The sequence below is a fragment of the Prosthecobacter debontii genome (genome assembly GCF_900167535.1).
GTDB classification, from domain to species: Bacteria; Verrucomicrobiota; Verrucomicrobiia; order Verrucomicrobiales; family Verrucomicrobiaceae; genus Prosthecobacter; species Prosthecobacter debontii.
Window position 1 is genome coordinate 128,387 of sequence record NZ_FUYE01000015.1, and the last position, 22,825, is coordinate 151,211.

The 22,825-nt window shown below is 55.6% G+C and carries 21 protein-coding genes and 1 tRNA gene; 11 read left to right on the plus strand and 11 right to left on the minus strand.

What is annotated here, in order from left to right:
• Nucleotides 1–58: 58 nt before the first annotated feature.
• From B5D61_RS19310 to B5D61_RS19340, 7 genes are all read left to right on the plus strand, one after another.
• Complete coding sequence (locus B5D61_RS19310) at nt 59–1,306, plus strand: PQQ-binding-like beta-propeller repeat protein (RefSeq protein ID WP_139373373.1); 1,248 nt, start codon at nt 59–61, stop codon at nt 1,304–1,306.
• Nucleotides 1,307–1,423: 117 nt separating this feature from the next.
• Nucleotides 1,424–1,500 (plus strand) — tRNA-Arg (locus B5D61_RS19315).
• Between the two features lie 71 nt (nt 1,501–1,571).
• Nucleotides 1,572–2,099, plus strand: coding sequence for a hypothetical protein (locus B5D61_RS19320; RefSeq protein WP_139373374.1), 528 nt, complete (start codon nt 1,572–1,574; stop codon nt 2,097–2,099).
• Between the two features lie 21 nt (nt 2,100–2,120).
• The gene (locus tag B5D61_RS19325) at nt 2,121–2,612 is read left to right on the plus strand and encodes a YidB family protein (protein WP_425440075.1); all 492 of its coding nucleotides are present in this window, start codon (nt 2,121–2,123) and stop codon (nt 2,610–2,612) included.
• Nucleotides 2,613–2,742: 130 nt separating this feature from the next.
• Nucleotides 2,743–3,930, plus strand: coding sequence for an ABC transporter permease (locus B5D61_RS19330; protein ID WP_078815067.1), 1,188 nt, complete (start codon nt 2,743–2,745; stop codon nt 3,928–3,930).
• Nucleotides 3,931–3,942: 12 nt separating this feature from the next.
• Entirely contained in the window at nt 3,943–4,698 is a 756-nt protein-coding gene (locus B5D61_RS19335) for an ABC transporter ATP-binding protein (RefSeq protein ID WP_078815068.1), read from the plus strand.
• Between the two features lie 83 nt (nt 4,699–4,781).
• Complete coding sequence (locus tag B5D61_RS19340) at nt 4,782–6,074, plus strand: (Fe-S)-binding protein (RefSeq protein WP_245846569.1); 1,293 nt, start codon at nt 4,782–4,784, stop codon at nt 6,072–6,074.
• A gap of 11 nt (nt 6,075–6,085) precedes the next feature.
• Here B5D61_RS19340 and B5D61_RS19345 read toward each other — a convergent pair whose 3' ends face one another.
• Entirely contained in the window at nt 6,086–7,132 is a 1,047-nt protein-coding gene (locus B5D61_RS19345) for a redoxin domain-containing protein (protein ID WP_078815070.1), read from the minus strand.
• A 19-nt stretch (nt 7,133–7,151) separates the two neighbouring features.
• Nucleotides 7,152–8,255 (minus strand): CAP domain-containing protein, encoded by a 1,104-nt coding sequence (locus B5D61_RS19350; RefSeq protein WP_078815104.1) that lies wholly within the window; start codon nt 8,253–8,255, stop codon nt 7,152–7,154.
• A 101-nt stretch (nt 8,256–8,356) separates the two neighbouring features.
• On the opposite strand from B5D61_RS19350, the gene mnmA reads away from it, so the two are divergent.
• Nucleotides 8,357–9,433: a tRNA 2-thiouridine(34) synthase MnmA gene (gene mnmA, locus B5D61_RS19355; RefSeq protein ID WP_078815105.1), complete on the plus strand. Its 1,077-nt coding sequence runs from the start codon at nt 8,357–8,359 to the stop codon at nt 9,431–9,433.
• 32 nt (nt 9,434–9,465) lie between these two features.
• Here mnmA and B5D61_RS19360 read toward each other — a convergent pair whose 3' ends face one another.
• From B5D61_RS19360 to B5D61_RS19370, 3 genes are all read right to left on the minus strand, one after another.
• Nucleotides 9,466–9,618, minus strand: a complete 153-nt coding sequence (locus B5D61_RS19360) for a FeoB-associated Cys-rich membrane protein (protein ID WP_078815071.1) — start codon at nt 9,616–9,618, stop codon at nt 9,466–9,468.
• A gap of 66 nt (nt 9,619–9,684) precedes the next feature.
• A complete protein-coding gene (gene feoB / locus B5D61_RS19365) occupies nt 9,685–11,757 on the minus strand; it encodes a ferrous iron transport protein B (protein WP_078815072.1) in 2,073 nt (690 codons plus the stop codon).
• Nucleotides 11,754–11,990 carry a FeoA family protein gene (locus tag B5D61_RS19370; RefSeq protein ID WP_078815073.1) on the minus strand — a complete coding sequence of 79 codons (237 nt, stop codon included), beginning with the start codon at nt 11,988–11,990 and terminating at the stop codon, nt 11,754–11,756. The genes feoB and B5D61_RS19370 overlap by 4 nt, the downstream gene beginning before the upstream one ends.
• Nucleotides 11,991–12,153: 163 nt before the next feature.
• Here B5D61_RS19370 and B5D61_RS19375 point away from each other — a divergent pair, with 163 nt between their 5' ends.
• The 3 genes from B5D61_RS19375 (at nt 12,154) to B5D61_RS19385 (ending at nt 14,378) form a co-directional block, all read left to right on the plus strand.
• Nucleotides 12,154–12,924, plus strand: coding sequence for an ABC transporter permease (locus B5D61_RS19375; protein WP_078815074.1), 771 nt, complete (start codon nt 12,154–12,156; stop codon nt 12,922–12,924).
• A gap of 72 nt (nt 12,925–12,996) precedes the next feature.
• Complete coding sequence (locus B5D61_RS19380; RefSeq protein ID WP_078815075.1) at nt 12,997–13,524, plus strand: DUF5069 domain-containing protein; 528 nt, start codon at nt 12,997–12,999, stop codon at nt 13,522–13,524.
• Nucleotides 13,524–14,378: a sterol desaturase family protein gene (locus tag B5D61_RS19385; protein ID WP_078815076.1), complete on the plus strand. Its 855-nt coding sequence runs from the start codon at nt 13,524–13,526 to the stop codon at nt 14,376–14,378. The genes B5D61_RS19380 and B5D61_RS19385 overlap by 1 nt, the downstream gene beginning before the upstream one ends.
• Nucleotides 14,379–14,389: 11 nt before the next feature.
• Here B5D61_RS19385 and B5D61_RS19390 read toward each other — a convergent pair whose 3' ends face one another.
• From B5D61_RS19390 to B5D61_RS19415, 6 genes are all read right to left on the minus strand, one after another.
• Nucleotides 14,390–14,587 carry a Trm112 family protein gene (locus tag B5D61_RS19390; protein ID WP_078815077.1) on the minus strand — a complete coding sequence of 66 codons (198 nt, stop codon included), beginning with the start codon at nt 14,585–14,587 and terminating at the stop codon, nt 14,390–14,392.
• A 12-nt stretch (nt 14,588–14,599) separates the two neighbouring features.
• The gene (gene moeB, locus B5D61_RS19395; RefSeq protein ID WP_078815078.1) at nt 14,600–15,733 is read right to left on the minus strand and encodes a molybdopterin-synthase adenylyltransferase MoeB; all 1,134 of its coding nucleotides are present in this window, start codon (nt 15,731–15,733) and stop codon (nt 14,600–14,602) included.
• A gap of 17 nt (nt 15,734–15,750) precedes the next feature.
• The gene (locus tag B5D61_RS19400) at nt 15,751–17,727 is read right to left on the minus strand and encodes an amidophosphoribosyltransferase (RefSeq protein WP_078815079.1); all 1,977 of its coding nucleotides are present in this window, start codon (nt 17,725–17,727) and stop codon (nt 15,751–15,753) included.
• A gap of 70 nt (nt 17,728–17,797) precedes the next feature.
• Nucleotides 17,798–18,715: a DUF502 domain-containing protein gene (locus tag B5D61_RS19405; RefSeq protein WP_078815080.1), complete on the minus strand. Its 918-nt coding sequence runs from the start codon at nt 18,713–18,715 to the stop codon at nt 17,798–17,800.
• 98 nt (nt 18,716–18,813) lie between these two features.
• On the minus strand, nt 18,814–19,917 hold the full coding sequence (gene sucB / locus B5D61_RS19410) for a dihydrolipoyllysine-residue succinyltransferase (RefSeq protein ID WP_078815081.1): 1,104 nt from the start codon (nt 19,915–19,917) through the stop codon (nt 18,814–18,816).
• A gap of 48 nt (nt 19,918–19,965) precedes the next feature.
• Entirely contained in the window at nt 19,966–22,737 is a 2,772-nt protein-coding gene (locus B5D61_RS19415) for a 2-oxoglutarate dehydrogenase E1 component (RefSeq protein ID WP_078815082.1), read from the minus strand.
• Between the last annotated feature and the right edge of the window lie 88 nt (nt 22,738–22,825).

Consider the following 22,825-nt stretch of genomic DNA (forward strand, 5'->3'; position numbering starts at 1 on the left):
CGTGTATCATCGCACGTCTTTTGATTGATGCGGTCAGTTCATACCGATATGCTTGGTGATGATGCGTGCTTTTCTGTTGCTCTTTCTCGCCTCGACTGTTCATGCGGAAAACTGGCCCCAGTGGCGGGGACCGAGGTTGGATGGCACCAGTCAAGACAAGGGCTTCCCGACCGAGCTGACGGAAAAGACCCTGCAATGGAAAACCGAACTGCCGGGAGAAGGTCATGCCTCGCCGATTGTCTGGGGAGATCGTCTTTTCACCGTCGCCTCTGACGCCGAGACTCAAGACCGCCAGCTACTCTGTCTGGACCGTGCTACGGGCCGAGTGCTCTGGAAGCAAGCCGTGATCAAATCCAATCTGGAAGGCAAGCATCGTCTGAACAGCCATGCTTCCAGCACGCCAGCAACAGACGGGGAGCGCGTCTTTACCGCCTTTCTGGATCAAACAGAGGTCGTTGTCAGTGCGCATGACTTCACCGGCAAGAAGCTCTGGCAGGTGCGCCCCGGTATCTTTGCCAGCAAGCACGGCTTTTGTTCTAGCCCGATTCTTTTTCAGGACAAGGTCATCGTGAACTGTGATCACGATGGCTTCGGTTATATGGTGGCATTGGCACGGGCGGATGGTCGTGAACTCTGGCGTATTCAGCGGCCTAACCAGACGCGTAGTTACTGCGTGCCGTTGATCCGAGAAATGGCGGGGAGCATGCAAATGGTGCTGACCGGGAGCCAGTGTGTGACCAGCTATGATCCTCAGGATGGGCGCCTGATTTGGATGATGGATGGACCCACGGAGCAATTTGTGGCCTCACCCGTGTTTGATGAAAAGTCCGGCCTGCTCCTCCTCAGTGGTGGTTTTCCGGAGCATCACATCCTGGCCATCCGCCCAGATGGTGTGGGGGATGTGACAGAGACGCACATCGAATGGCGCACGAATAAAGGCGTGGCCTATGTGCCTTCACCCGTGTCTGTGAATGGCTGGTTTTTGATCGTGTCGGACTCAGGCATCGCTCACTGCTTCGACACTCAGTCGGGGGAGATTGCTTGGGAAGAGCGCATGAAGGAACACCACGCTTCCTTGGTGGAGGCGGAAGGTCGGGTTTATTTCATCAATGACTTCGGAACCTTGCGATCGGTGAAGCCCGGTAAGAAATTCCAATTGCTGGCGGAAAGTGAGCTGGAGGAAAAAGTTTTTTCCTCGCCCGCGCTGAGTGAGGGACAGATTTTCATCCGAGGTCACAAGCATCTATTTTGTCTTGGCAAGCGCGTGGCTGCAGCGACGGCGAAGGCCGAAACCTCGGCTCCATAAGCCCTTTCCTGGGGCACCGATAAAAAAGAAAAGTTTTTTGTCAGCACTGTTTGACAAAGCGGAAGGTTCATCTAGTATTCCAATCCGCAGCCGACGCTGCAGCGGCCAAAAGCCGATGCACCCCTAGCTCAACGGATTAGAGCATCTGACTACGGATCAGAAGGTTTCAGGTTCGAATCCTGAGGGGTGCGCCAGATTAAAGTAAATCTGGCGCACCAAACGAAAAGTTTGACACTTAAACTCAGATTGTGTCATTGGAGAGATTATGGAAAGTAATCCCTATGCTCCACCCCTAGCTGAACTTAGTCCTCAGGAGAAGCCCGAGGCAGTAAGATTGCGTGAGGAACACATCAATGTGGAAGCCACGATCAAGAGCGTTGGCATGCTGTATTTCCTGGGGGCAATGGCAGTGATTCTCGTTGGCGTCATGGGATTAGCCAGTGGTGAAACTGCAGGACGCCTGCCTTTAGCGATCTTCTTTTGTGGTCTCGGTTTCTTCCAAGGCTGGGTTGGCTATGGGCTGCGAAAATTGCAGAGTTGGGCGCGCATCCCCACGATCACTTTTTCATGCATCGGTCTGCTTGCCTTTCCTCTGGGAACGCTGATCAATGGCTACATCCTCTCTCAGATCCTCAGCAAGAAAGCCAACTTTGTTTTGTCTGATGAGTATAAGGCGATCATCACCGCCACACCTCAGGTGAAGCGCAAGACCTCGAAGGTGGTTTGGGTGCTTTTGTTCGCCTTCATTGCTCTTCTCGTCGGATCTCTATTGGTGGGGATTTTGGGCCATTGAGGCCTGAAAAGACGATCCTCTCTGGAACGGAACAACTCCGCTCCGGTTGACTTCGACTCAAGCCCCCATCATGCTGGGAATCTTATGGGACTTTTCGATACTCTGGCAAAGCAAGCGATGGGCGGACTTTTGGGCGGGGCGAAGCAGGCAGACATGCTTTCTGGACTGATGAGTGAAGCTGGGGGATTGACGGGCCTGAAGGAGCGTTTTCAGCAAGCGGGGTTGGGGGAAGTCTTTGCTTCCTGGGTTTCCACAGGAGAAAACCAGCCTTTGCAGCCGAGCCAACTTCAAGGCGCCTTGGGCATGGATAACATCGAGCAACTGGCGGCGCGGGTCGGCTTCGATGTGAAGATGCTGTTACCTTTACTGTCCCAGTTCTTTCCTCAGATCATCGATAAGCTGACCCCCAATGGCAGCATTGAAAATGCGCATCCGTCGGCAGATCAACTGCAGGACGTCCTCGCCAGTGTGATGAAGAGCGGGCTGGGCAGCTTCTTCGGTGGCCGATCATAAAGAGCGCACTAGGAAACTTCGCGAAAGCTAACGCGAGTTTCTGGCATGTCTTCTGCCACTAGTTTCCCGGATCATTCGTAAAAGGAAGCTGACGCTACAGGTGATCCTCACCGTTCTCTCCCCCATTTGCATGCTCCGCCTCGCCCTTAAAATGCTGTTTGGTGATACTGGGAAGTATCTCATGTTGGTGGCTGGGCTGGTCTTTGCGACCTTTTTAATGGCGCAACAAACGGCGGTGTTTTGCGGCTTGATGAGCTGGACGACAGCAACGCTGAAAAATGTGCCCGCTCCGATCTGGGTGGTGGAGGGAAAAGTCGAGCAGGTGAACGAGACCAATCCCTTGCTAGATACCGATGTGGCACGGGTGAGGAGTGTGTCCAGTGTGGCCTGGGCAGCCCCGCTTTACTCGGGGATTCAGCGGGTGCGTTTAATCAATGGGAGCTTTAAGATCATCCAACTCATCGGCATCGATGCAACCACCCTGGCGGGTGCGCCTGTGAAGCTGATCGAAGGACGTCTGGAAGATCTGAGGCTGCCGCATGCGGTGATCATTGATGATCTGGGGGTGAAGCGCCTAGCCCAGCAGCGTGGTGGGCAAGTCAAGCTTGGAGATACCTTTGAGATCAACGACCAAGAGGCTCGTGTGGTCGGCATCGCCGACACCATGCAGAGCTTTACTGGCGGGCCGTATGTGTGGACGACCTATGAGCGCGCTCTGCAATACACCCCGCCTCAGCGGAAGATGCTTTCGGCGGTGATCGCTGCGCCTCGACCAGGCATCAGCGAAACCCAGTGCATTCAAGACATTGTCAAAGAAACGGGGCTTAAAGGGTATCTGAACCGTGGCTTTTCCTGGGATGACTACACGGCTGAGAAACCTCCGGCTGTGCAGGACTTTAACACGACGACGGTGGCATGGTATGTCCGTAACACCGGTATCCCGATTAGCTTTGGCATCACCGTGATTGTGGGGTTCGTCGTGGGCACGGCCATCTCATGCCAGACGTTTTACTCCTTTGTGCTGGAGAATATGAAGCACCTCGGAGCGCTGAAAGCCATGGGAGCTTCCACCGGGACGCTTTGCTTGATGCTCTTGACACAAGCGGTGACGGTCGGGCTGATCGGTTATGGCATCGGTCTATTTTTCACGGCAGGATTTGCGCGCGGGGCTTTAGCCAATGAGCAGCCACCTTTCTACATGCCGCAGATGGTGCCGTGGATGGTCCTGGGCGTGATCTTGTTCATTTGCAGTTTGTCTGCACTCCTGGGGATCTGGCGGGTTTCTCGCTTGGAGCCCGCCATGGTTTTCCGAGGATAATTTTGATGTGTCATGGCTGAATCTGCTCCCCCATCGGCTGCTCGCGTGCGCGGCCTGAACAAGTCCTTCGGCGATGGAGCCTCGCGCATCCATGTGTTGAAGGACGTGGCGCTGGATGTGCGGTTGGGTGATATCACCATGCTTATCGGTCCCTCTGGCTGTGGTAAAACCACACTGATCAGCATCTTAGCTGGGACGCTAAAACCGGATGCTGGAACCCAAGATCTGACCGTGCTGGAAAAGGATCTTCAGACCATGAGCACGGCAGCCGTGACACGGTTCCGCGCACAGAATATCGGGTTTATCTTCCAAGCCTTCAATCTCATCCCCACATTGACACTGGCCGAAAACGTGAGCGTGCCTTTGCTGATCCAAGGTGTCTCGGCCAGCAAGGCGGAGAAAAAAGCGCGTGAGGTGCTGGCGGAGGTGGGGCTGGGGGATCGTGCACGCAGTCGCCCGAGTCAGCTATCCGGCGGGCAGCAACAGCGCGTGGCCATTGCAAGGGCCCTGGTTCACGAGCCCCGCTTGATCATCTGCGATGAACCCACGGCTGCACTCGATGCCAAGAACGGTCAGGTGGTCATGGAGTTGTTCGAAAGCGTGGCCCGCAGTCCTGAGCGCGCAGTCTTGATCGTGACTCATGACAATCGTATCTTTCAGCATGCGGACCGCATCGCTTCCATGGACGATGGACGCATCGTTGAGGTTCATGACATTGATGAGGCTCATCCACTGCCGGAAAACCTTCGGCACGGATTTCATCAGTGACAAATGCCCTTTGATTCTGAAAAGATGGAAGAACGTGCTTTCAGAAGCCGCTATCTGCTTCTTTCCTTGCCCCTGTCCATCCTGTGAATCTGCTCCAATCGCTCGACTACTCCGTTCTCCAGCAGTGCATGCACTGTGGCATGTGCCTGCCGACTTGTCCCACCTACATGGAGACGAAGAGGGAACGTAACAGTCCGCGTGGCCGCATCTCACTGATGCGCAGTGTGGCGGACGGAGAGTTAGAGGTGACCAAGGCTCTCGCAGATGAAATGTATTATTGCCTGGGCTGCCTAGCCTGCCAGACGGCCTGCCCTGCGGGGGTTAAATATGCCGAGCTTTTTGAAACAGCGCGCGCCGAGGTCGAGCGGGCAGGAGTGGCGAGTCATCCTGAAAGAGACTTTTGGCGTTGGCTGACACTCAACGTGATGTTCATGCATCCAAGGCTCCTTCGGCTCGCAGGCTGGGGACTGCGTTTGTGGCAAAAGACAGGTTTGGATCAAGCACTGCGGCGCGTGAAGTTCTTTGGACTGCTGCCGAAAAAACTGAGGGATCTGGAACCGCAGACACCGCGTGTGGCTGAGAGCTTCTCGGACGGTTTAATCGAGCCTATCGAGACACCTCCTGTGCGGCGTTATCGAGTCGGTATGCTGACAGGCTGCATTCAGGATCTCGCCTTTTCGAATATCAACCGAGACACGGTGGATGTTCTCCTCGCCAACGGCTGTGAAGTCATCACTCCGCGGGCTCAATCTTGCTGTGGCTCCCTGCATGCTCACAACGGAGCCGTGGAGATGGCCCAGGAGTTGGCGCGGCGGCAGATTGATAGTTTTGATTTGGAATCCGTGGATGCCATCATCACCAATGCCGGGGGATGTGGATCACATCTAAAAACTTATGCTCACCTCTTGCACGAAGATCCTTTTTACGCTGAGAAAGCAAGGCTCTGGGACAAAAAGGTGAAAGACATCCATGAATGGTTAGGCCAGATCGGCATCCGAGCTCCGTTGAGTGAAGCTATTCCCCAGGAAGTGACCTACCACGAAAGCTGTCACCTCTGTCATGGTCAGAAAGTGGTGAATCAGCCAAGGCAGATGTTAAAGGCGATCCCCGGCTTATCCTTGAAAGAGTTGCCCGAAAGCAACTGGTGCTGTGGAAGCGCTGGTATTTACAACATCACCCAGCCCGAGCAATCCGCTAAACTCCTGACGAGAAAGGTCAAGAACATCGAAGCCACAGGAGTGACCGTGGTGGCCACCTCCAATCCGGGATGTCATCTTCAAATTGCCAATGGCTTGGGCGACGCGGCACGGGTGACGCAGCCAGTGACACTTCTAGCCAGCGCTTACAGGCGTGAACAAGGAAACTTAACGCTGTAATAGCTGGGGATTCAGAGTGGGGATAACTTCTCGCGAATGGCTTCGATGCTGGTTTGTTTCAAGACGATTTTGCCTTCGGGGTCGACGAGATAAAAGGTGGGAAAGTTGCGCAGATTAAACAGCGTGGTGATGGGGCCACTCGTGGTCCCATCCGACCAATTGCGGAAAGTCACGTGGTAGTCCTGATAAGCTTTGCGGGCTTCATCAGGGATGTCGGTATTGATGCCGAGCACAACCACTGACTTCCCCTGAGTCTCCAGCACGAATTGATTCACACTTGGAATGACTCCATGACAGGCGTGGCACCAGCCGCCCCAAAACATGAGCACCACATGTTTACCACGGAAGTCACTTAGCTTAAAACCTGTGCCGTCCACATCCTTGCCATCAATCTCTGGGACCTCGCTGCCCACCGAGAGATTACTCATTTCAAAAAGCATGCGTCCGGCTTGATCGGCAATGGGGAAGCCTTGAATGCTGACCTGGCTGTAACTGGAAACGATTTCCTGGAAGCAATCCATGGCCTGCGTTTTTGAGGCTTCGGCTTGCTCAGGAGTTAGAGCCGCATCAAACCGGCGGAAGTGCTGCATGCCTAAAGCGTAAAGGGCAGCGGCTTTCTCTTCCGCATGAGGATTCGTTTCTCGGATGGTTTTGAGGATAGGTTCCACCTTTTCCAGAGGCTGATATTCTAGAGCCTTCACGGCCGGCGCAATCCCGCTGCTTTGGGCATAGGTGGTGCCGAGCAGTTTTAACGCGGCATCATATTCAGGGAAGGCCGCCGCCTGCGTAATGAGCCAGGAGACGCCTGTGGCACTTCCAGGCTCGCTCGCATTCTTCTCCACGATTTGCAGCACCTGGGTGGCATAGGGGCCTACGCTGGGGATGGTTCCGCGATACTTGGCTTTTTCTTCTTCCGTTTTGGCGTCGATGATCTTTTGCGTATTGGCGCGCACTTTGGTTTCATACGTCTCGATGACAGAACGGATCTGTTCGGTCACGGATTGAGCATGCAGGGAGGTGCCGAGCAAGATAAAGAAAAGCAGGACGAAGCGAGGCATGAACGTGAATGAATACTGGTTAGAGAAGTGAGCGGCGACGCTGAAAAAGTAAGACACCCGAGATGGCTAGAAGGCCTAAAGTTCCCGGCTCGGGCACGATCTGGAAAGCGGCATACACGTTGTCATAAAACAAGACCGGAGCTCCATAAACTTCCGTATGGGCATTCAGAGTAAAGGTCTGCGAGGCCAGGCCTGTATCAGGAGCTTCCACTCGGTAGAGCATGCCATCGGTGAAACCAGTGAGAGCGATGTTAAAACCACCTGCGCTGTTGGTGACGCCTGAGGCCAATAACTGGTTGGTGAGATCATCGAAAATAAAGATCTGCGTGCCAGCCCAGCCTTCCCCGGGGGTGTAAAAGAGATCGGCAGCAATGCTGTCCGCATAAACCACGCCGGTGAGGATGGCATCGGAGACGAAGCCACTGCCGGTGGAACGATACTGTGTCGCGGAATGCTGAGTGATCACCAGCGGGCCGGTGACCTCGGTGTTAGAGCCTGGAATGGAGATCGTTTGAAAGCCAATCCCGATCTCCTTGATCCGTGCAGACATCAGCGTCTCTCGGTGACTGGTGCCGGGTTGGAGGCCTGTGCCGCTGCCGCCATCCGGCCCCCAATCGATGGCCAAGGCTGCATGACCATGCAAAACATCCACCCCTGTAGCAAAGAGGCTTTCGGCTGCTTCCAGCCACTGTGAGGAGTAACCTCCCGCGATGATCTTTTGCGAGACCGTTTGGCCACCGATCCCATGCGCCTGCTGATCTTGGCTGACCATGGTGTTGGAATAGTTGGTGGCGGATGTGTTTAGCGAGCTATTCCAGGCCAACGGAGGTGCAGAGGAAAGCGTGCTCCATTGGGCATAAAGCTCCGCTGCGCTGACTCCATAGAAATTGAGTGCTGCGGCAATGGTTGGGTGGTCGGATTTCACCGAGTCCCACACGCCAGGACTGCTCATGTTCACGATTTGCTCCAATTCCTCGGCTGGAGCCCGGCGCATGCGATTGATGATTTCCAACCAATACTGCTGCTCAGCGGTAGGATCTGCCGCTACCAAGGTCTGCGTGAGACAGCACAATCCGACCAGCCCTGCTAAGCAGGAACGGTGGAGTGTGGCGAGGTAGCTCATGAATGGCTAATTTATGGTAATTATAAACATCTGCAAACAAGAACTCGCTTCTGTGCGAACGCCATTTGTCTCTGCCGTTCGTTTATGCCATTGAAGATAAGATGAAGATTTTGGCTGCGATGTCGGGAGGCGTGGACAGCAGTGTCGCAACGGCGCTGCTGGCCCGGGAGGGGCATGAGGTGGTAGGGGCCTACATGAAGAATTGGATCAATGAGGAGAACATCATCGGTCATTGCCCTTGGGAAGAAGACATCGTGGATGCTCGTGCCGTGGCCGATCAGCTCGGGATCGAATTTCACGTGGTGAACCTGATGAAGGAGTATCGGGAACGTGTGGTGAAGTATCTTTTGGAAGGCTATCAGGAAGGGATCACCCCCAACCCCGATGTGATGTGCAACCGTGAGATGAAATTTGGTGTGCTGTGGGACTGGGCCAAGGAGCGCGGCTTCGATGCCATTGCGACGGGTCACTACGCGCGTAAAGGCAGTGATCCCCAGGTGATCCTGCGCGGAGCCGACCCTAACAAGGATCAGACCTACTTCCTGGCCATGATGCAGCCGGAACAGGTGAGCATTGCCCGGTTCCCCATTGGTCATCTTTTGAAACCGGAACTGCGTGAGGAAGCGCGGCGGCTTGGGCTCAAGACGGCGGAGAAGAAGGATAGCCAAGGCATCTGCTTCATCGGCGAGGTCAAGATGGAAGACTTCCTGCGCACCTTTGTGGAGGATCGCCCGGGGCCGATTGTAAATCTGGAAGGTAAAGTCCTGGGCGAGCATCGCGGACTCCACCTCTACACCCTCGGTCAGCGTAAGGGCATCGGCGTGGCGAGCAATCTCTACAAACAAGCGTATGTCGTGGTGGCTAAACGCCATGAGAGCAATGAACTGGTGATTGCGATCGAGCGTCCAGATACCCCTTTGCTGTGGGCTCGGCGCTGCACCTTGAGTGCGATTTCCACCACGGGGCTCCCTCTGGATGAAGCCCGCACGCTTCAGGCCCAGCCACGTTATCGTTGTCCGGCTGGAGTTGCAGAGTTCCGTCCTCTTGGCGGGGGACGCGCCGAACTGATTTACACCGAGCCTCAGCGGGCTCTCACTCCGGGGCAGATCTGCGCCTTATACGACCAAGATCGCCTCCTCGGCGGTGCCGTGTTTGAGAGCATTCAGCATGAGGAATAACGAGGCTGGACGTGTATTCCCAGCCTGATTTCTCAGTGCGGTTTGACTTTGATCTTCGAGCCACAACCGCAACTGCCTCCGCAGCCGCTGCCACCTGCTTTTTGATTTCGGATGGCGCGCCAAATCATGGCCGCTGCTGTGACCAAGACCACCCCCAGAGCTGCCCATGATTGCCAGTCGTCCATAAGTGAATTGCTTTGGAGGTTTAGAGTCGCGTGAAGGACATTTTGCTCACTAATTACCGAGAAACTTCAATACCCAAGCGCGCTGCCGATTTGATACACGGCCAAGGCTAGGACGTAGGCGGTGCCACTCATGAAGCCGAGCTGGAAAAACATCCACTTCCAACTGCCGGTTTCACGTTTGACGATGGCCATGGTGCTGATGCACTGCATGGCGAAGACGTAAAAGACCAAAAGGCTGATGCAGACCAACGGTGTATAAACGGGCGAGCCGTCTGCACGCTTTTCTTCCCGAATGCGATCCCGCACAGGGGCCAGATCGTCGTCTTCCTCGGCCTGGACGGCATAGACAACGGACATGGTGTTAACGAACACTTCTCGGGCGGCAAAGCTGCCAATCAAGCCGATGCCGATTTTCCAGTCATAACCCAGAGGTTTGATGATGGGTTCAATCAAGTGGCCTGCCTGTCCCGCAAAGCTGTGGCGCAGAGCTTCTGAAGGATCATCAGACTCATGCTTCGGATAGGTGGAGGCTGCCCAGATGAGCACCGAGATGGCAAAGATGATGGTGCCTGCACGGACGAGGAAGGCCTTGGCTCGCTGCCATACCAGCATCAAGATGGAGCGCAGGGCGGGCATCTTGTAGGAGGGCATCTCCAGGATCATCGGCGCATTAGCGCCACGCATGAGGGTGCGATTGAAGATCCATGCGAAGAAAAAGGCCCCAAAGGTGCCGAGGGCATAGAGGCCGACCATGATCCAAGCCTTGGCCCAGGTGGAGACGCTATCCGGCATGAGCACACTGATGAGCAGCAGGTAGACGGGAAGGCGCGCCGAACAACTGGCCAGCGGGGCGATCAGAATGGTGATGAGGCGATCCTTCGGACTCTCAATGGTGCGCGTCGCCATGACACCGGGGATGGCGCAGGCGTAGGAGCTGAGAAAAGGAATGAAGGCTTTCCCATTCAGGCCCACGAGACTCATCATCCGATCCAGAATGAAAGCCAACCGGGCCATGTAGCCCGTGTCTTCCATGATGCCGATGAAGAAAAAGAGAATCAGAATCTGGGGTAGGAAGATGACCACGCCCCCCACACCAGCGATGGCACCGTCCACAATCAGATCGCGTAAATCGCCCGCGGCCATGTGCTCAGACACCCAAGTGCCCAAAGCTCCAAATCCGGTATCGATCCAATCCATGGGACCTTCGGCCACCTTGAAGATGAGGTAGAAGAGGAAAACCAGGAAGGCTAAAACGGTGATGCCACCAAAAATCGGATGCAGAAGAAAGGCATCCAGTTTCTGGGTGAAGGTCGGCAATTCCTTCTCGGGACGCCGAAGCACTTTGGCCGTCAGTTTTTCAATCTCGGCGTAGCGATCTGCCACGAGTTGATCTTCCCAGCCTGGATGAGCCTGACTCAGCTTTTCGCGACCCGTTTGAATTTGCCCCAGGATCTCATCCTGAATCCCCGCATGCAGAGGATCGTGGTCGGAGAGCAGGTAAAGCGGCTCAAGAATCGTGGTCTTGTCATGGATCGCTCCGCTTTGCAGCAATTCGCTGCGAGTGGTCTGGAGCGCGTAGCGGATGTCTTCCGGGAGGGGGGCTGAGTGCCAGCGGGGCAGAGGCAGGTCTTCCCGGCTAATTGCGGTTTTTAATTCCAGAAAGCCTGTGCCGCTGGTGGCCTGCATGGGCACGACAGGCACTCCAAGTTCTTCGGCCAGCTTGGGGACATCAATCCGCCACTCTTTCGACTCGGCAATGTCCATCATGTTGAGCACGAGGACGGTCGGTAGGCCGAGCTCGAGCACCTGGGTCAGGAGGTAGAGATTACGCTCCAGGTTGGCCGCATCGGCAATGAAAACAACTCGGTCAGGACGGGGCGTGTCGGGACGGCGACCTAAGAGGACGTCCCGCAGGACCGCTTCGTCAGGGCTGCGAGCGTTCAGGCTGTAAGCACCCGGCAGGTCAATTAAGCGCAGTTTTTTACCGTGCTGGCTGTAGCACTCGCCGATCTTTTTTTCGACCGTGACGCCCGGGTAGTTGCCCACCTTTTGGCGCAACCCCGTGAGCAGGTTGAAAATGGTGGTCTTGCCAGAGTTCGGATTGCCGACGATGGCCAGCAACGGCATTTCGGCGCTCATGCTTGGGAGATGGAGATGTCAGCGGCTTCGTGATTGCGCATGGCCAAGTGAGAACCACGAACGGTGATCTCGATCGGTTCACCCAGAGGTGCCCGGCGCACCACGGTCACCTTAGCCCCTGGGGTGAGGCCCAACTCGCGTAGACGGGTAAGCCCGGCCCGGCCAGTGGGCATGGACTGGATGATGCCGGACTTACCGACAGGAAGCTGGGAAAGGGAAGACAGGGCGTGCATGGAAAGTGCAATTGAGACGCGCTCGCAGAGTTAACGCTAGCGAAGGGGGAAGTCTTTGCAACTGCGCGGCGTTTATCCTGAGTGAATTCTTGTTTTCAAAGCGCAATAACTGCACGGCGCTGGACAAAACGGGAAAAACGAGACTCTTGTGGAGGCACTGAAGATGTTTTCGCGGATCATCAGCCTTGTTGTTCTTCTCTTTCTCCACGCACCGTTGGTGGTGCTGGTGATGAACTCCTTTAACGAGTCCCGCTTCGGTGGTGAGTGGGAGGGCTTCACCTGGAAATGGTATGACAAGCTTTGGAAGGCTGATGAGGTGTGGGAGTCTCTTTTTTTGACCCTGAAGATCGCTGTGAGTTCCAGTCTGGCTGCGATGTTATTGGGGACGATGGCGGCTTGGGGGCTGCATCAATTTCGCTCTCGGTTGCAGACGGTGCATCACACCTTGGTGACGCTGCCGCTTGCACTGCCAGATCTGCTGATGGGGATGTCGCTGCTCGCCTTATTTGTCGCCGCAGGTGTGGAAACTGGGTTCATGACAATCTGGATTGCTCACGTGACGTTTTGCCTGAGCTATGTGGCCATGGTGGTGCTGGGACGGTTGCAGGACTTTGACGTCAGCCTGCTGGATGCGGCTCGGGACCTGGGTGCGTCGCGTTGGCAGACGGTGCGGCGGGTGTTGCTTCCTCTCCTGATGCCTGGCATCCTGGCAGGAGGATTGCTGGCTTTTACGCTCTCGATGGATGATTATGTGATCACGTTTTTTGTCTCCGGTCCCGGCACGACGACCCTCCCCCTGAGAGTGGCGAGCATGATGCGGAACAGTCGTAACCTTCCGGTGATCAATGCTCTGAGCACATTGATGATCTCCGCCACCTTTCTTCTGGCCCTGCTGAGTTTTCGTCTGCAAAAGCGGGGGGCGTCTGTGACCTAGGGACAAAGAATGTCATAATGGGCGAAATTTTCGCGTGCCCAGACGACGGGCTGTGCTTATTCATCCGCTCATATGAAGCACTACATTTGGGATTCCTATTTCGTGGAACTATTCGATGCCTGCGTGGACGAATACGATGAGGGTAATCAAGACTTCGAGAGCTGGTTCAGCGATGAAGATCAGGATTTTCTGAAGTCGATCGGCTGTCGTGAGCGGGAGTTCTTCGACTTCGTGGAAGACAATGTGACTTCAGGGGGTGAGAACCCGACGGCCATCACAGCACTTTTGGTCGCAGCGGTGCGGCGGGATTACTTTCTGACGATTCAGAAGGGCGTGCCTAGCTCCAACGTGATCGTGCCGTCCGAGCTCCCTGCGAAAACAGCAGAGTTGGAGGGCTTTGTCTGGCTGCCTCGTATCATGGCCAAAGCGCGTGCCAAGCTGAAAGGTGAGATGGATGCGGATACCATGTTCTGCTGTGGTGGAGACCGTGCGTTCCTTTCCAAACATGACATTCATCCGGCTGACTTCTTGCGTGTCGTCTGGGCCGCTGGGGATGACGATCAAAAGATTGTGGCCTACGTGAAGTCTCGCCAAAGCTGATGGAACTGTTTCGGGAACAACTGTTGCTCGCGGTGAGTGTGCCGGTCATTCTTGGAGCGATCTTACTGGAGATCGTGGTCACTCACTTTCATGGCATTCGTGCTTACACATGGAGTGAGACGCTGACCAATTTTTACATGGCGGCGCTCAATGGCAGTTTGGATCTGTTGCTACGGGCCGTGCTGGTTTTGCCAATCCTAGCATGGTGCTGGCATCATCGGGTCTTGGATTGGAGCTCTGAGGAGCAGGGGTGGTCTTACTGGCTGCTGCTGTTTTTACTCCAAGACTTCGCCTACTACGTCCTGCACTATGTGGACCATCACTGCCGGTTATTCTGGGCGGTGCATGTCACTCACCACTCTTCGGTGGAGTTTAACTTGACCACGGGTTTCCGTTCGTCCGTCTTCCAACCGGTGTATCGCACCCTTTATTTCATGCCGATTGCGTGGCTGGGGTTCGATCCTTTGGACATTCTCTTCATGTATGCGGCAACGCAGATTTACGGCAGCCTCATTCATACGGAGCGAATTCGCAGTCTGGGTTGGCTTGAGTATGTGTTGGTCACGCCGAGCCATCACCGCGTGCACCATGCCTCCAATGGATGCTACCTAGACAAGAACATGGGCATGTGCCTGATCATCTGGGATTATTTGTTTGGCACTTTTCAGAAGGAACTGCCTACAGAACCCGTGCGCTATGGGCTAACGAAAAGCATCGAAGACCGAGGTCCGGTGAATATCGTGCTGCACGAATGGCGAGACATGGTTCAAGATGTGCGGCAGAGTCCGCTGCCGTGGTGGAAGCGTGTGGGCTATGTCCTACGCGGTCCTGGTTGGAAGCCTCACCGGGATTGACTGCGAAAAGCTCAGCTCTCTTGAGGGAGCAGCACCGGAATGCCGTTATCGATCGGGTAGAAACGACTTCCGTCTTGATTCACCAAAGCCTGTTCATCGGCGGCTCTGCCATGACGCTGCAGATCCTCGGCCTCAGCCCAGCGCAGGGGCTGATGCGTGTGGGGGCACCGAAAGGTGGGGAGAAAGTCGTTGATCCAGTGGAGGTCCATGCAGCAGAGATTTTAAACAGCGGGAACCGAAGGATCGATGTCTTTTGACCAAGCCAGGATGCCACCAGCCACGTTCCAGATCTGGGTGAAGCCTTTTTCTTGAAGTGCTGCCACGGCTTTCGCGCTTCGGGCACCGGAACGACAATGGACGTACACAGGCTTATTCGTTGGGATTTCACCCGCTCTGTCAGCCACTTGTCCCAGGGGGATCAAGGTGGAGCCTGAGATATGGCCAAAGGCATATTCATCGGCTTCCCGCACATCCAGCAGGAAATGATCGTCGCCTTTTTGACGATGTTCATGAAGGTCTTGAACAGAAATGGTTGGAACGGTTGGAGGAGGTGTCATACCGCAGAAGCCTTGATAATCGATAGGTTCAGTGATGGTGGGATGGTCACCGCAGACTGGACAATCTGGGTCCTTGCGGAGATTGAAGGTGCGAAAGCGTAAGCTGAGGGTATCCACATGCAAGAGACGGCCTAACAATGGTTGTCCAATGCCGGTGATTAGCTTGATGGCTTCCAGCGCTTGCATGGTGCCTACGAGGCCAGGGAGAACTCCCAGCACCCCCCCTTCAGCACAACTGGGCACGAGACCTGGCTTGGGCGGGGTGGGGGACATGCAGCGGTAGCACGGGGCTCCGAGATGAGGTGCGAAGACGGCGACTTGTCCTTCAAAGCGGAGGATACTGCCGTAAACGTTAGGTTTCTTCAGCCACACCGCTGTGTCATTGGAGAGATAGCGGGTAGGAAAATTGTCCGTGCCATCAATGATGATGTCGTAGTCTGCCGCGATCTCGCGGGCATTGGCGGCGGTAAAGAGCTCCCGATGGAGACGCACCTCGATGTGCGGATTCACGTCCAGCAGGCGATCCCGAGCGGCCTCCAGCTTGGGGCGGCCGATATCGCTTTCACCAAAAAGCACCTGACGCTGAAGATTGGAGACTTCGACGACATCGGGGTCCACAAGGCCCAAACACCCAACACCAGCGGCGGCTAGATAGAGGCTGATCGGCGAACCGAGCCCGCCTGCGCCGATGCAGAGCACACGGGCGGCTTTGAGCTTTTGCTGAGCCTCCAGACCGAACTCAGGCATGGTGAGATGCCTGGCATAACGCTTCAGTTCGGCCTGGTTGAGAGGGATCATGTCTCGAACAACAAGGCTCAGAGCAGGGTGTCGTAAGTGCGCCCGCCCTTGCCTTCGAAGAAGTTGATGAAGGCTCTGTTCACGGTGGCAAAACCGCCTGGAGTCGGGTAATCACCGCTGAAATACCAATCACCGTAATCCGGGCCGAGGGCTTTGTGAAGGCCTTCAATGGACTGGAAGATGACGTGAATGTCGCCCTTCCATTGAGTGTTCTGAGGATAGACCAATTCGCTGACTTTGGCGGAGATTTCGGTATCGGTGAACGGCGCATAGATCGCTTTCACAGCATTGGTCATCTCTGCTTTCGGCTTCAGGAGTTCCTCTTTGCAGGCCTCATAAGTTTCTTTGACCACATGGCGCATGCCACGCTCATCAAGCAGGGCAATTGCTGCCTGGAAAGCAATGAACTTGCCCAGCTCCGACATATCAATGCCATAACAGTCAGGATAGCGAATCTGAGGAGCCGTGGAGCAAACGATGATGCGACGCGGATTGGTGCGAGCCAAGATGCGCAGCAAACTCTTTTTCAGGGTGGTTCCACGGACGATGGAATCGTCAATCACCACCAAGTTGTCGTTGGGACTGACAACGCCGTAAGTGATGTCATAGACACTGGAGACGAGCTGATCACGTCCGCTCTCCTGGGCGATGAAAGTGCGCATCTTGATGTCCTTGTGCGCGATTTTTTCCGACCGTGGCCAGTTACGCAGCACGAGGTCATCCAGCTTGGTTTCATCAAAGCTGCCACTCTGGAACATTTCGACGATGGCCTGTTTCACTTCCAGGCGGCGAGTGTAGCGAAGACCATCGAGGAACCCGTGATAAGCGGTCTCTGCGGTGTTAGGAATGAAGCTGGTGACCGTATGCTCCCAGTCATTACCAATGGCCTCGATCAGTTGAGGCACCATCTGCTCACCAAGCGCTTTGCGCTGGCGATAGATGACGGAGTCATTGCTGCGAGAGAAATAGATTCGCTCAAAGGAGCAGGGATGCTGCTCTTGGGCTTGAGTGAATGGAGCGATGGTCATGTGACCTGAAGATTTGATCACACAGACGTGAGCGGCAGGAAGCTCATTGATTTGCTCTTCGTTGACTTCGAAGACTGTCATCAGGGCCACGCGCTCCGACGCGAAAGCAATGACCTCGTCATCTTCATACATGTGGCAGGGGCGGATGCCCTGCGGGTCACGCATGATGAAGAAATCACCGTTGCCGATGGCACCGGCAATCGTGTAACCACCATCCCAGAGATCGGCGGATTTGCGGATGATCTGAGTGACATCAAGCTGCTCACTGATGTGCTTCGTGATTTCCTCAAGAGGCACCAGCCCAGAGTCACGCATTTTGTGATAAAGATCGGTGTGGGCTTCGTCGAGCTGGAAACCGATCTCTTCGAGCACCGTTTGGGTGTCCGTATCGAAGACTGGATGCTGGCCACGCCGCATCATGATCTGATTCAGCTCACCTGAGTTGGTGAGGTTGAAATTCCCCATGACCATGAGGCTACGGGTCGGCCAAGTGCTACGGCGAATGTAGGGGTGCAGGCTGCCTTTCCCAAAAGCACCGCTCGTGCCGTAGCGCAGATGCCCCATGTTGATTTCACCTGCCAATTCGAACTCGCGTTTGATAGCGTCAGGATCTTCTTCGAAGGGGGTGTAGTCGGCACCGGTTTCATCACGCATTTCTTTGCGCTCTGCATTCACGCGGCGCGCGATGCGGTTGAACTCCTTCATCTCATCGGCCAGCACCTCACCGATGGCCTCGGCAGATTTGGTGGAGCGAACACGGAACATGTAAGGAGCTCCAGGAGGCATATCCAGCTTACAGCAGCCGATGCCGATCCCGTCTTGGCCACGATTCCGCTGCTTGGCCATGAGGCCAAAGAGGCGTTCCAGTCCATACAGGGCGCTACCATACTTGTCCTGATAATAGGCCAGGGGTTTCTTCAGCCGGACTACGGCAATGCCGCACTCGTGTCGGATGGGGTCGCTCATGTGTTGGGAGCACCTATCCTTGCCAGACAATGCGTCGAGTGCAAGACGCGGCGATAGCTTTTTACGGGCATTATTTCTTCTTCCATGTGAGAGCGCTCAAAATGCGGCGACCGGGTGAGCGGGATGTTGTGCCCGCCAGTTCGGCGGCTTCCAGTTCGGAATCGCTGAGAATATCCGGATCTCCAGAGTCAAAATCTTCGGCCCGGGGCAGGCCGAGAGGCAAGGCAGGTTCGGGCTCTTCTTCGTCGGAGGTGTCGGCCACCGGGAGTGGAGCGGGATTGATATCTGGCTTCGAGGCCGGGGCCGTGAGGCGAGGAGGCACCACCAAGCCGCCGGAGAAGATGAGCTTCATGGCATCTTCCACCGTGAGGGGTGCATCCGTGACTTGCTCCACTGGAACAACGATGAGCAGACCCGTCATGGGACTCAAGGCTCCAGGCACGAAGACGGCAGCGAGAACCTTATTCTGTTGAGGGTCCAAATACTGGCCTGTGACAAAGCCGAGCATCTTCATCTCCCCTGAGGGATAGTCCACATAGACCACACGTTTGAAATTTTGACGGCCACCTAGACCTTTGAATCCATCAATGACCTGCTTGAGCGACTTATAGATGAAGGAGACGATGGGCACGCTCAGCAGGAGCTTATCCATCGCCGTCACGACACGGACGCCCAAGACATTGGTCGCCATCACACCGAGGGCCAGAAAAACCATCAGCGGAATGAGGAAGCCAACGAAGGTTAGAACATGCTGGTAGGTAGGGGCTGATGGGTCCACCACCACGCGTCCGACCAATTCATTGATAAAGCGCGCAAAGAAGTCCACCAAGGGCACACTCCAGCCATGGAGCATGTGGTAGGCACTCTGCAGAATCCAGAACGTGATAAGCAGGGGGAGAGCCACTGCGACACCCGCCAAGAACTTGTTGCGTAGCCACACGAAAGGGCTACGCGGATTAGGCGGAGAACTGGGGGGAAGAGGAGACATCAGGGGGTGTAGGCCCACATGCAGACGTTAAGGTAACGCCTACGATCATAGATAACCTAACACCTTTACGTGTTCAACGAAGGGAAAGTTCGTGTCAATTATGCGCCAACGAGCATTCGGGCTGGGTTTTCGATGCAATCTTTGACGCGAATGAGGAAGGTGACAGCTTCTTTGCCATCCACCACACGGTGGTCATAGCTCAAGGCCAGATACATCATCGGACGGATCACGACTTGGCCATCCACCGCGATGGGACGCTGCTGGATGCTGTGCATGCCCAGAATACCGCTCTGAGGAGGATTGATAATCGGCGTGCTCAGCAGGGAGCCATAGACGCCACCATTGGAGATGGTGAAGACCCCACCCGTCAGATCAGGGATGGAGATCTTGCCTTCCTTAGCTTTGGCCGCATAGGCCAGGATATCTTTCTCAACATCCGCAAAGGACTTCTGATCCACATCGCGGAGAACAGGCACAATCAGACCTTTTTCAGTGCCAACGGCGACTCCCACATCATAGAAGTGGTTCTGAATGATTTCATCGCCTTCGACGCGGACATTGATGGCGGGGACCGCCTTGAGCGCTTCCACCACGGCTTTGACGAAGAAGGACATGAAGCCGAGCTTCACACCGTGAGCCTTCACAAAGCTGTCTTGCAGCTTGGAGCGAAGAGCCATGACATTGCTCATGTCGCACTCGTTAAACGTGGTCAGGATGGCGGCCGTCTGTTGGGCGCTGACAAGTTGATCCGCGATCTTCTTGCGCAGAGGGCTCATCTTCTTGCGCGTGACCCGGCCTTCCACCTTGGCTGGCGTTGGGGCAGGGGCAGGAGTTGGCTTGGGAGCAGGGGCTGCTTCAGCTTTCGGTGCAGGTGCCGCTGCGGGTTTGGTTTCAGGCGCAGGAGGAGGTGTTTCGGGCTTGCTTGCTGCAGGGGCTGGGGCCTGTTTGGCGGGTTCTGCCGCAGGTGCCACACCTTCCGCGATGCTGCCGACGATCGCTCCGACTTCCACATCTTCGCCAGCTTGCTTGCCGATGGTCAGGATACCGGCGTTTTCAGCGGTGACTTCCGCAGCGACTTTGTCCGTTTCCAGGGTCAGCAAGATGTCGCCTACTTTCACGGCATCTCCATTATTGAAGTGCCATTTGGCGATTTGACCTCCGGCGACGGATTCGCCGAGTGCGGGGATTTTGATGTCGGGCATGGCTAAGAAAGGAAAGGGGGCTTTTTCGGGGGCAGGGGCGATGACAAATTAAACGGAGAAGGCGTCTTCCACCAGTTTCTCCTGTTCCAGCACGTGGATGGCCTTGGAGCCTGCGGCTGGGCTGGAACTGCGTTCGCGTCCGGCGTAGCGGACACGGTGGCCGGAGATGTCGGAGAGACGGTTACGGATGTAGCCAAAGGCCCCCATGTTGCGCGGCTCTTCTTGGCACCAGACCCATTTCTTTTGAGCTCGGGGATAACGTGCCACGATCTCTTTCAGCTTCTCTTCATGCAGAGGATAAAGCTGCTCGATGCGGATGATGGCGGCATTCTTGATCTTGTTCTGCTCGCGGAATTCCAGCAGATCATAATACACCTTACCACTGCAAAGAATGAGACGAGTCACGCGCTCAGCAGGTCCGAGCAGATGTTCATCGTCCAGAATCTCATTGAAGGAGGTGCCTTCAGCCATGTCACTGAGCTTCGACACGCACTTCGGATGGCGAAGCAGGCTCTTCGGCGTCATCACGATCAACGGCTTGCGGAAGCCACGCTTCATCTGGCGACGAAGCGCATGGAAATACTGGGCTGGGGTGGTGAAGTTACAGACCTGCCAGTTACGTCCAGCAGAAAGCTGGAGGAAACGCTCCAAGCGGGCGCTGGAGTGCTCAGGGCCCTGGCCTTCATACCCGTGCGGAAGCAGGAGGGTGATCTGGCTGGGGCGCTGCCACTTGCTTTCAGCACTGGCGATAAACTGGTCGATGATGACTTGGGCTCCGTTGACGAAGTCACCGAATTGGGCTTCCCAGCAGATCAACACATTCGGGGCAAGGAGGGTATAACCGTAGTCAAAGCCCAGCACCGCAGCTTCGGAAAGAAGGCTGTTGTAAACGCAGAAGCGGCCCTGGTCTTCGGACAGCTTGGTCAGCGGGATGTGGCGTTCGCGGGTCTCCGTGTCGTAAAAAACACAATGGCGCTGGCTGAAGGTGCCGCGACGCACATCCTGGCCGGAGAGACGAACTCCTAGACCTTCGGTCAAGAGCGAGCCGAACGCCAAGGACTCGGCATACGCCCAATCAAAACCTTCGCCGGACTCGATGGCCTTTTTACGGGCAGCCAAGAAACGGCGGGAGATGGTGGGATGCAGATGGAAACTTTCAGGGGCCTGCAGCAGTTTTTCACCGATTTCCTTGAGTTTGGCTTCTTCAACACCAGTCAGGGTCGGTTCGAAACTAAAAGGAGGCTGGGACTCGGCGGTGGAACCTTCGTAAGGGTTTTCGCCGATTTTCGATTCGCGCTCGGCGAGGGTTTTGACGCCGTCTTCGAGTTCGTCTTCAAGTTCCTTCTGGAGAGCGTTGGCACCCGATTCATCAAGCACACCTTTTTCCACCAAAAGATTGCGATAGATGGTGGCCGTGGAGGGGTGGGAGGCGATAGCACGCGCCATGTTGGGCTGCGTGAATGCGGGTTCATCGGTCTCATTATGGCCGTAGCGGCGATAGCAGACGATATCAATGACGACATCACGGCCGAACATTTGACGGAACTCAATGGCCAGCTTGGCTGCGTGGGCCACTTCCAGCGGGCAGTCGCCATTCACGTGAATGATGGGGGCATCCACCATCTTGGCCACGTCGGTGCAGTAAGTCGTGGAACGAGCATCGGCTGGCAGGGTGGTGAAACCGATTTGGTTGTTCACCACGATATGGATGGTGCCACCGGTACGGTAGCCAGGGAGCTGAGAAAGGTTCAGGACCTCGGTTACGATCCCTTGGCCGGCGAAAGCGGCATCACCGTGAATGAGCACGGGGATGACACTTTTACGGTCCACCGTATCTCCGAGCATCCGCTGACGAGCACGGGTCATGCCTTCGACAACTGGATCGACGGCTTCCAGGTGGCTGGGGTTAGGGGCTAACATGACGGCGATTTCTTTGCCGTCGCGTGTTTTACGAACCGTCTCGAAGCCGAGGTGATACTTCACGTCGCCGTCCCCAGCCACCATGTTCGGCACGTAGTTCTCGCTGAACTCGTAAAAGAGGTTTTCCAGGGGTTTACGGAGGAAATTGGCCAGCACGCTCAAGCGACCACGGTGGGCCATGCCCATGACGATTTCGGAGGCACCGAGGCGTGGCAGGCTTTCCAAGATCGTTTCCAGGGCGACGAGTAGGGACTCTCCGCCTTCCACTGAAAAGCGTTTTTGACCGACGTAGCGACGGTGAAGGAAGCGCTCGAAGGTTTCGGCTTCCAGCAGCCAGCGGAGGGCATCCACCTGCTGTTCTGCGGGGAGTTCGGGCTCGAAGGGACGCTTTTCTACACGATCCAACAGCCAGTTTTGCACTTCGGGGGTGTGGATGTGCATGAACTCATAGCCCGTCTGGCCACAGTAGATTTTGCGCAGTTCGCTGAGCATCTCCCGCAGTTTCATGGGCTGGCCACCGCGGAACATGTGAGTTTTCACTTCCTCATCCAGCTCATCTTCCGTGAAACCCAGGCCCTCAAGAGTGAGGGTAGGAGGGTTCGGGGCAGCGGCTGAGAGGGGGTCAAGATGGGAAGCTGTATGTCCCAGGGAACGGAAGACCAGCAGCGCGTTGGTGACACGCATGCGGAAACTGAGCGTCTTTTCAGACAGAGTCCCGCCTGCACCACCCGTTGCCGTATCGGTTTTGGCCTGACGCTTGGTCAACTCGACGAGTCCCAGCTCGAATCCTTCAAAGAATGCAGCCCAAGAGGCATCTACGGAGCTTGGGTCTTTTTTCCAGGCAGTGTATTGAGTGTCGAGGAGATCAGAATTTGCCCGAAAGGGCACGGTGGCAGTCATGGCTATGGGGATCAGTCAGAATGTGCCCATTTGCTACGCTTGCAACTTTGTAAAGGACGTAATTGTGGGTTTCTGCCCTCAATCGCGC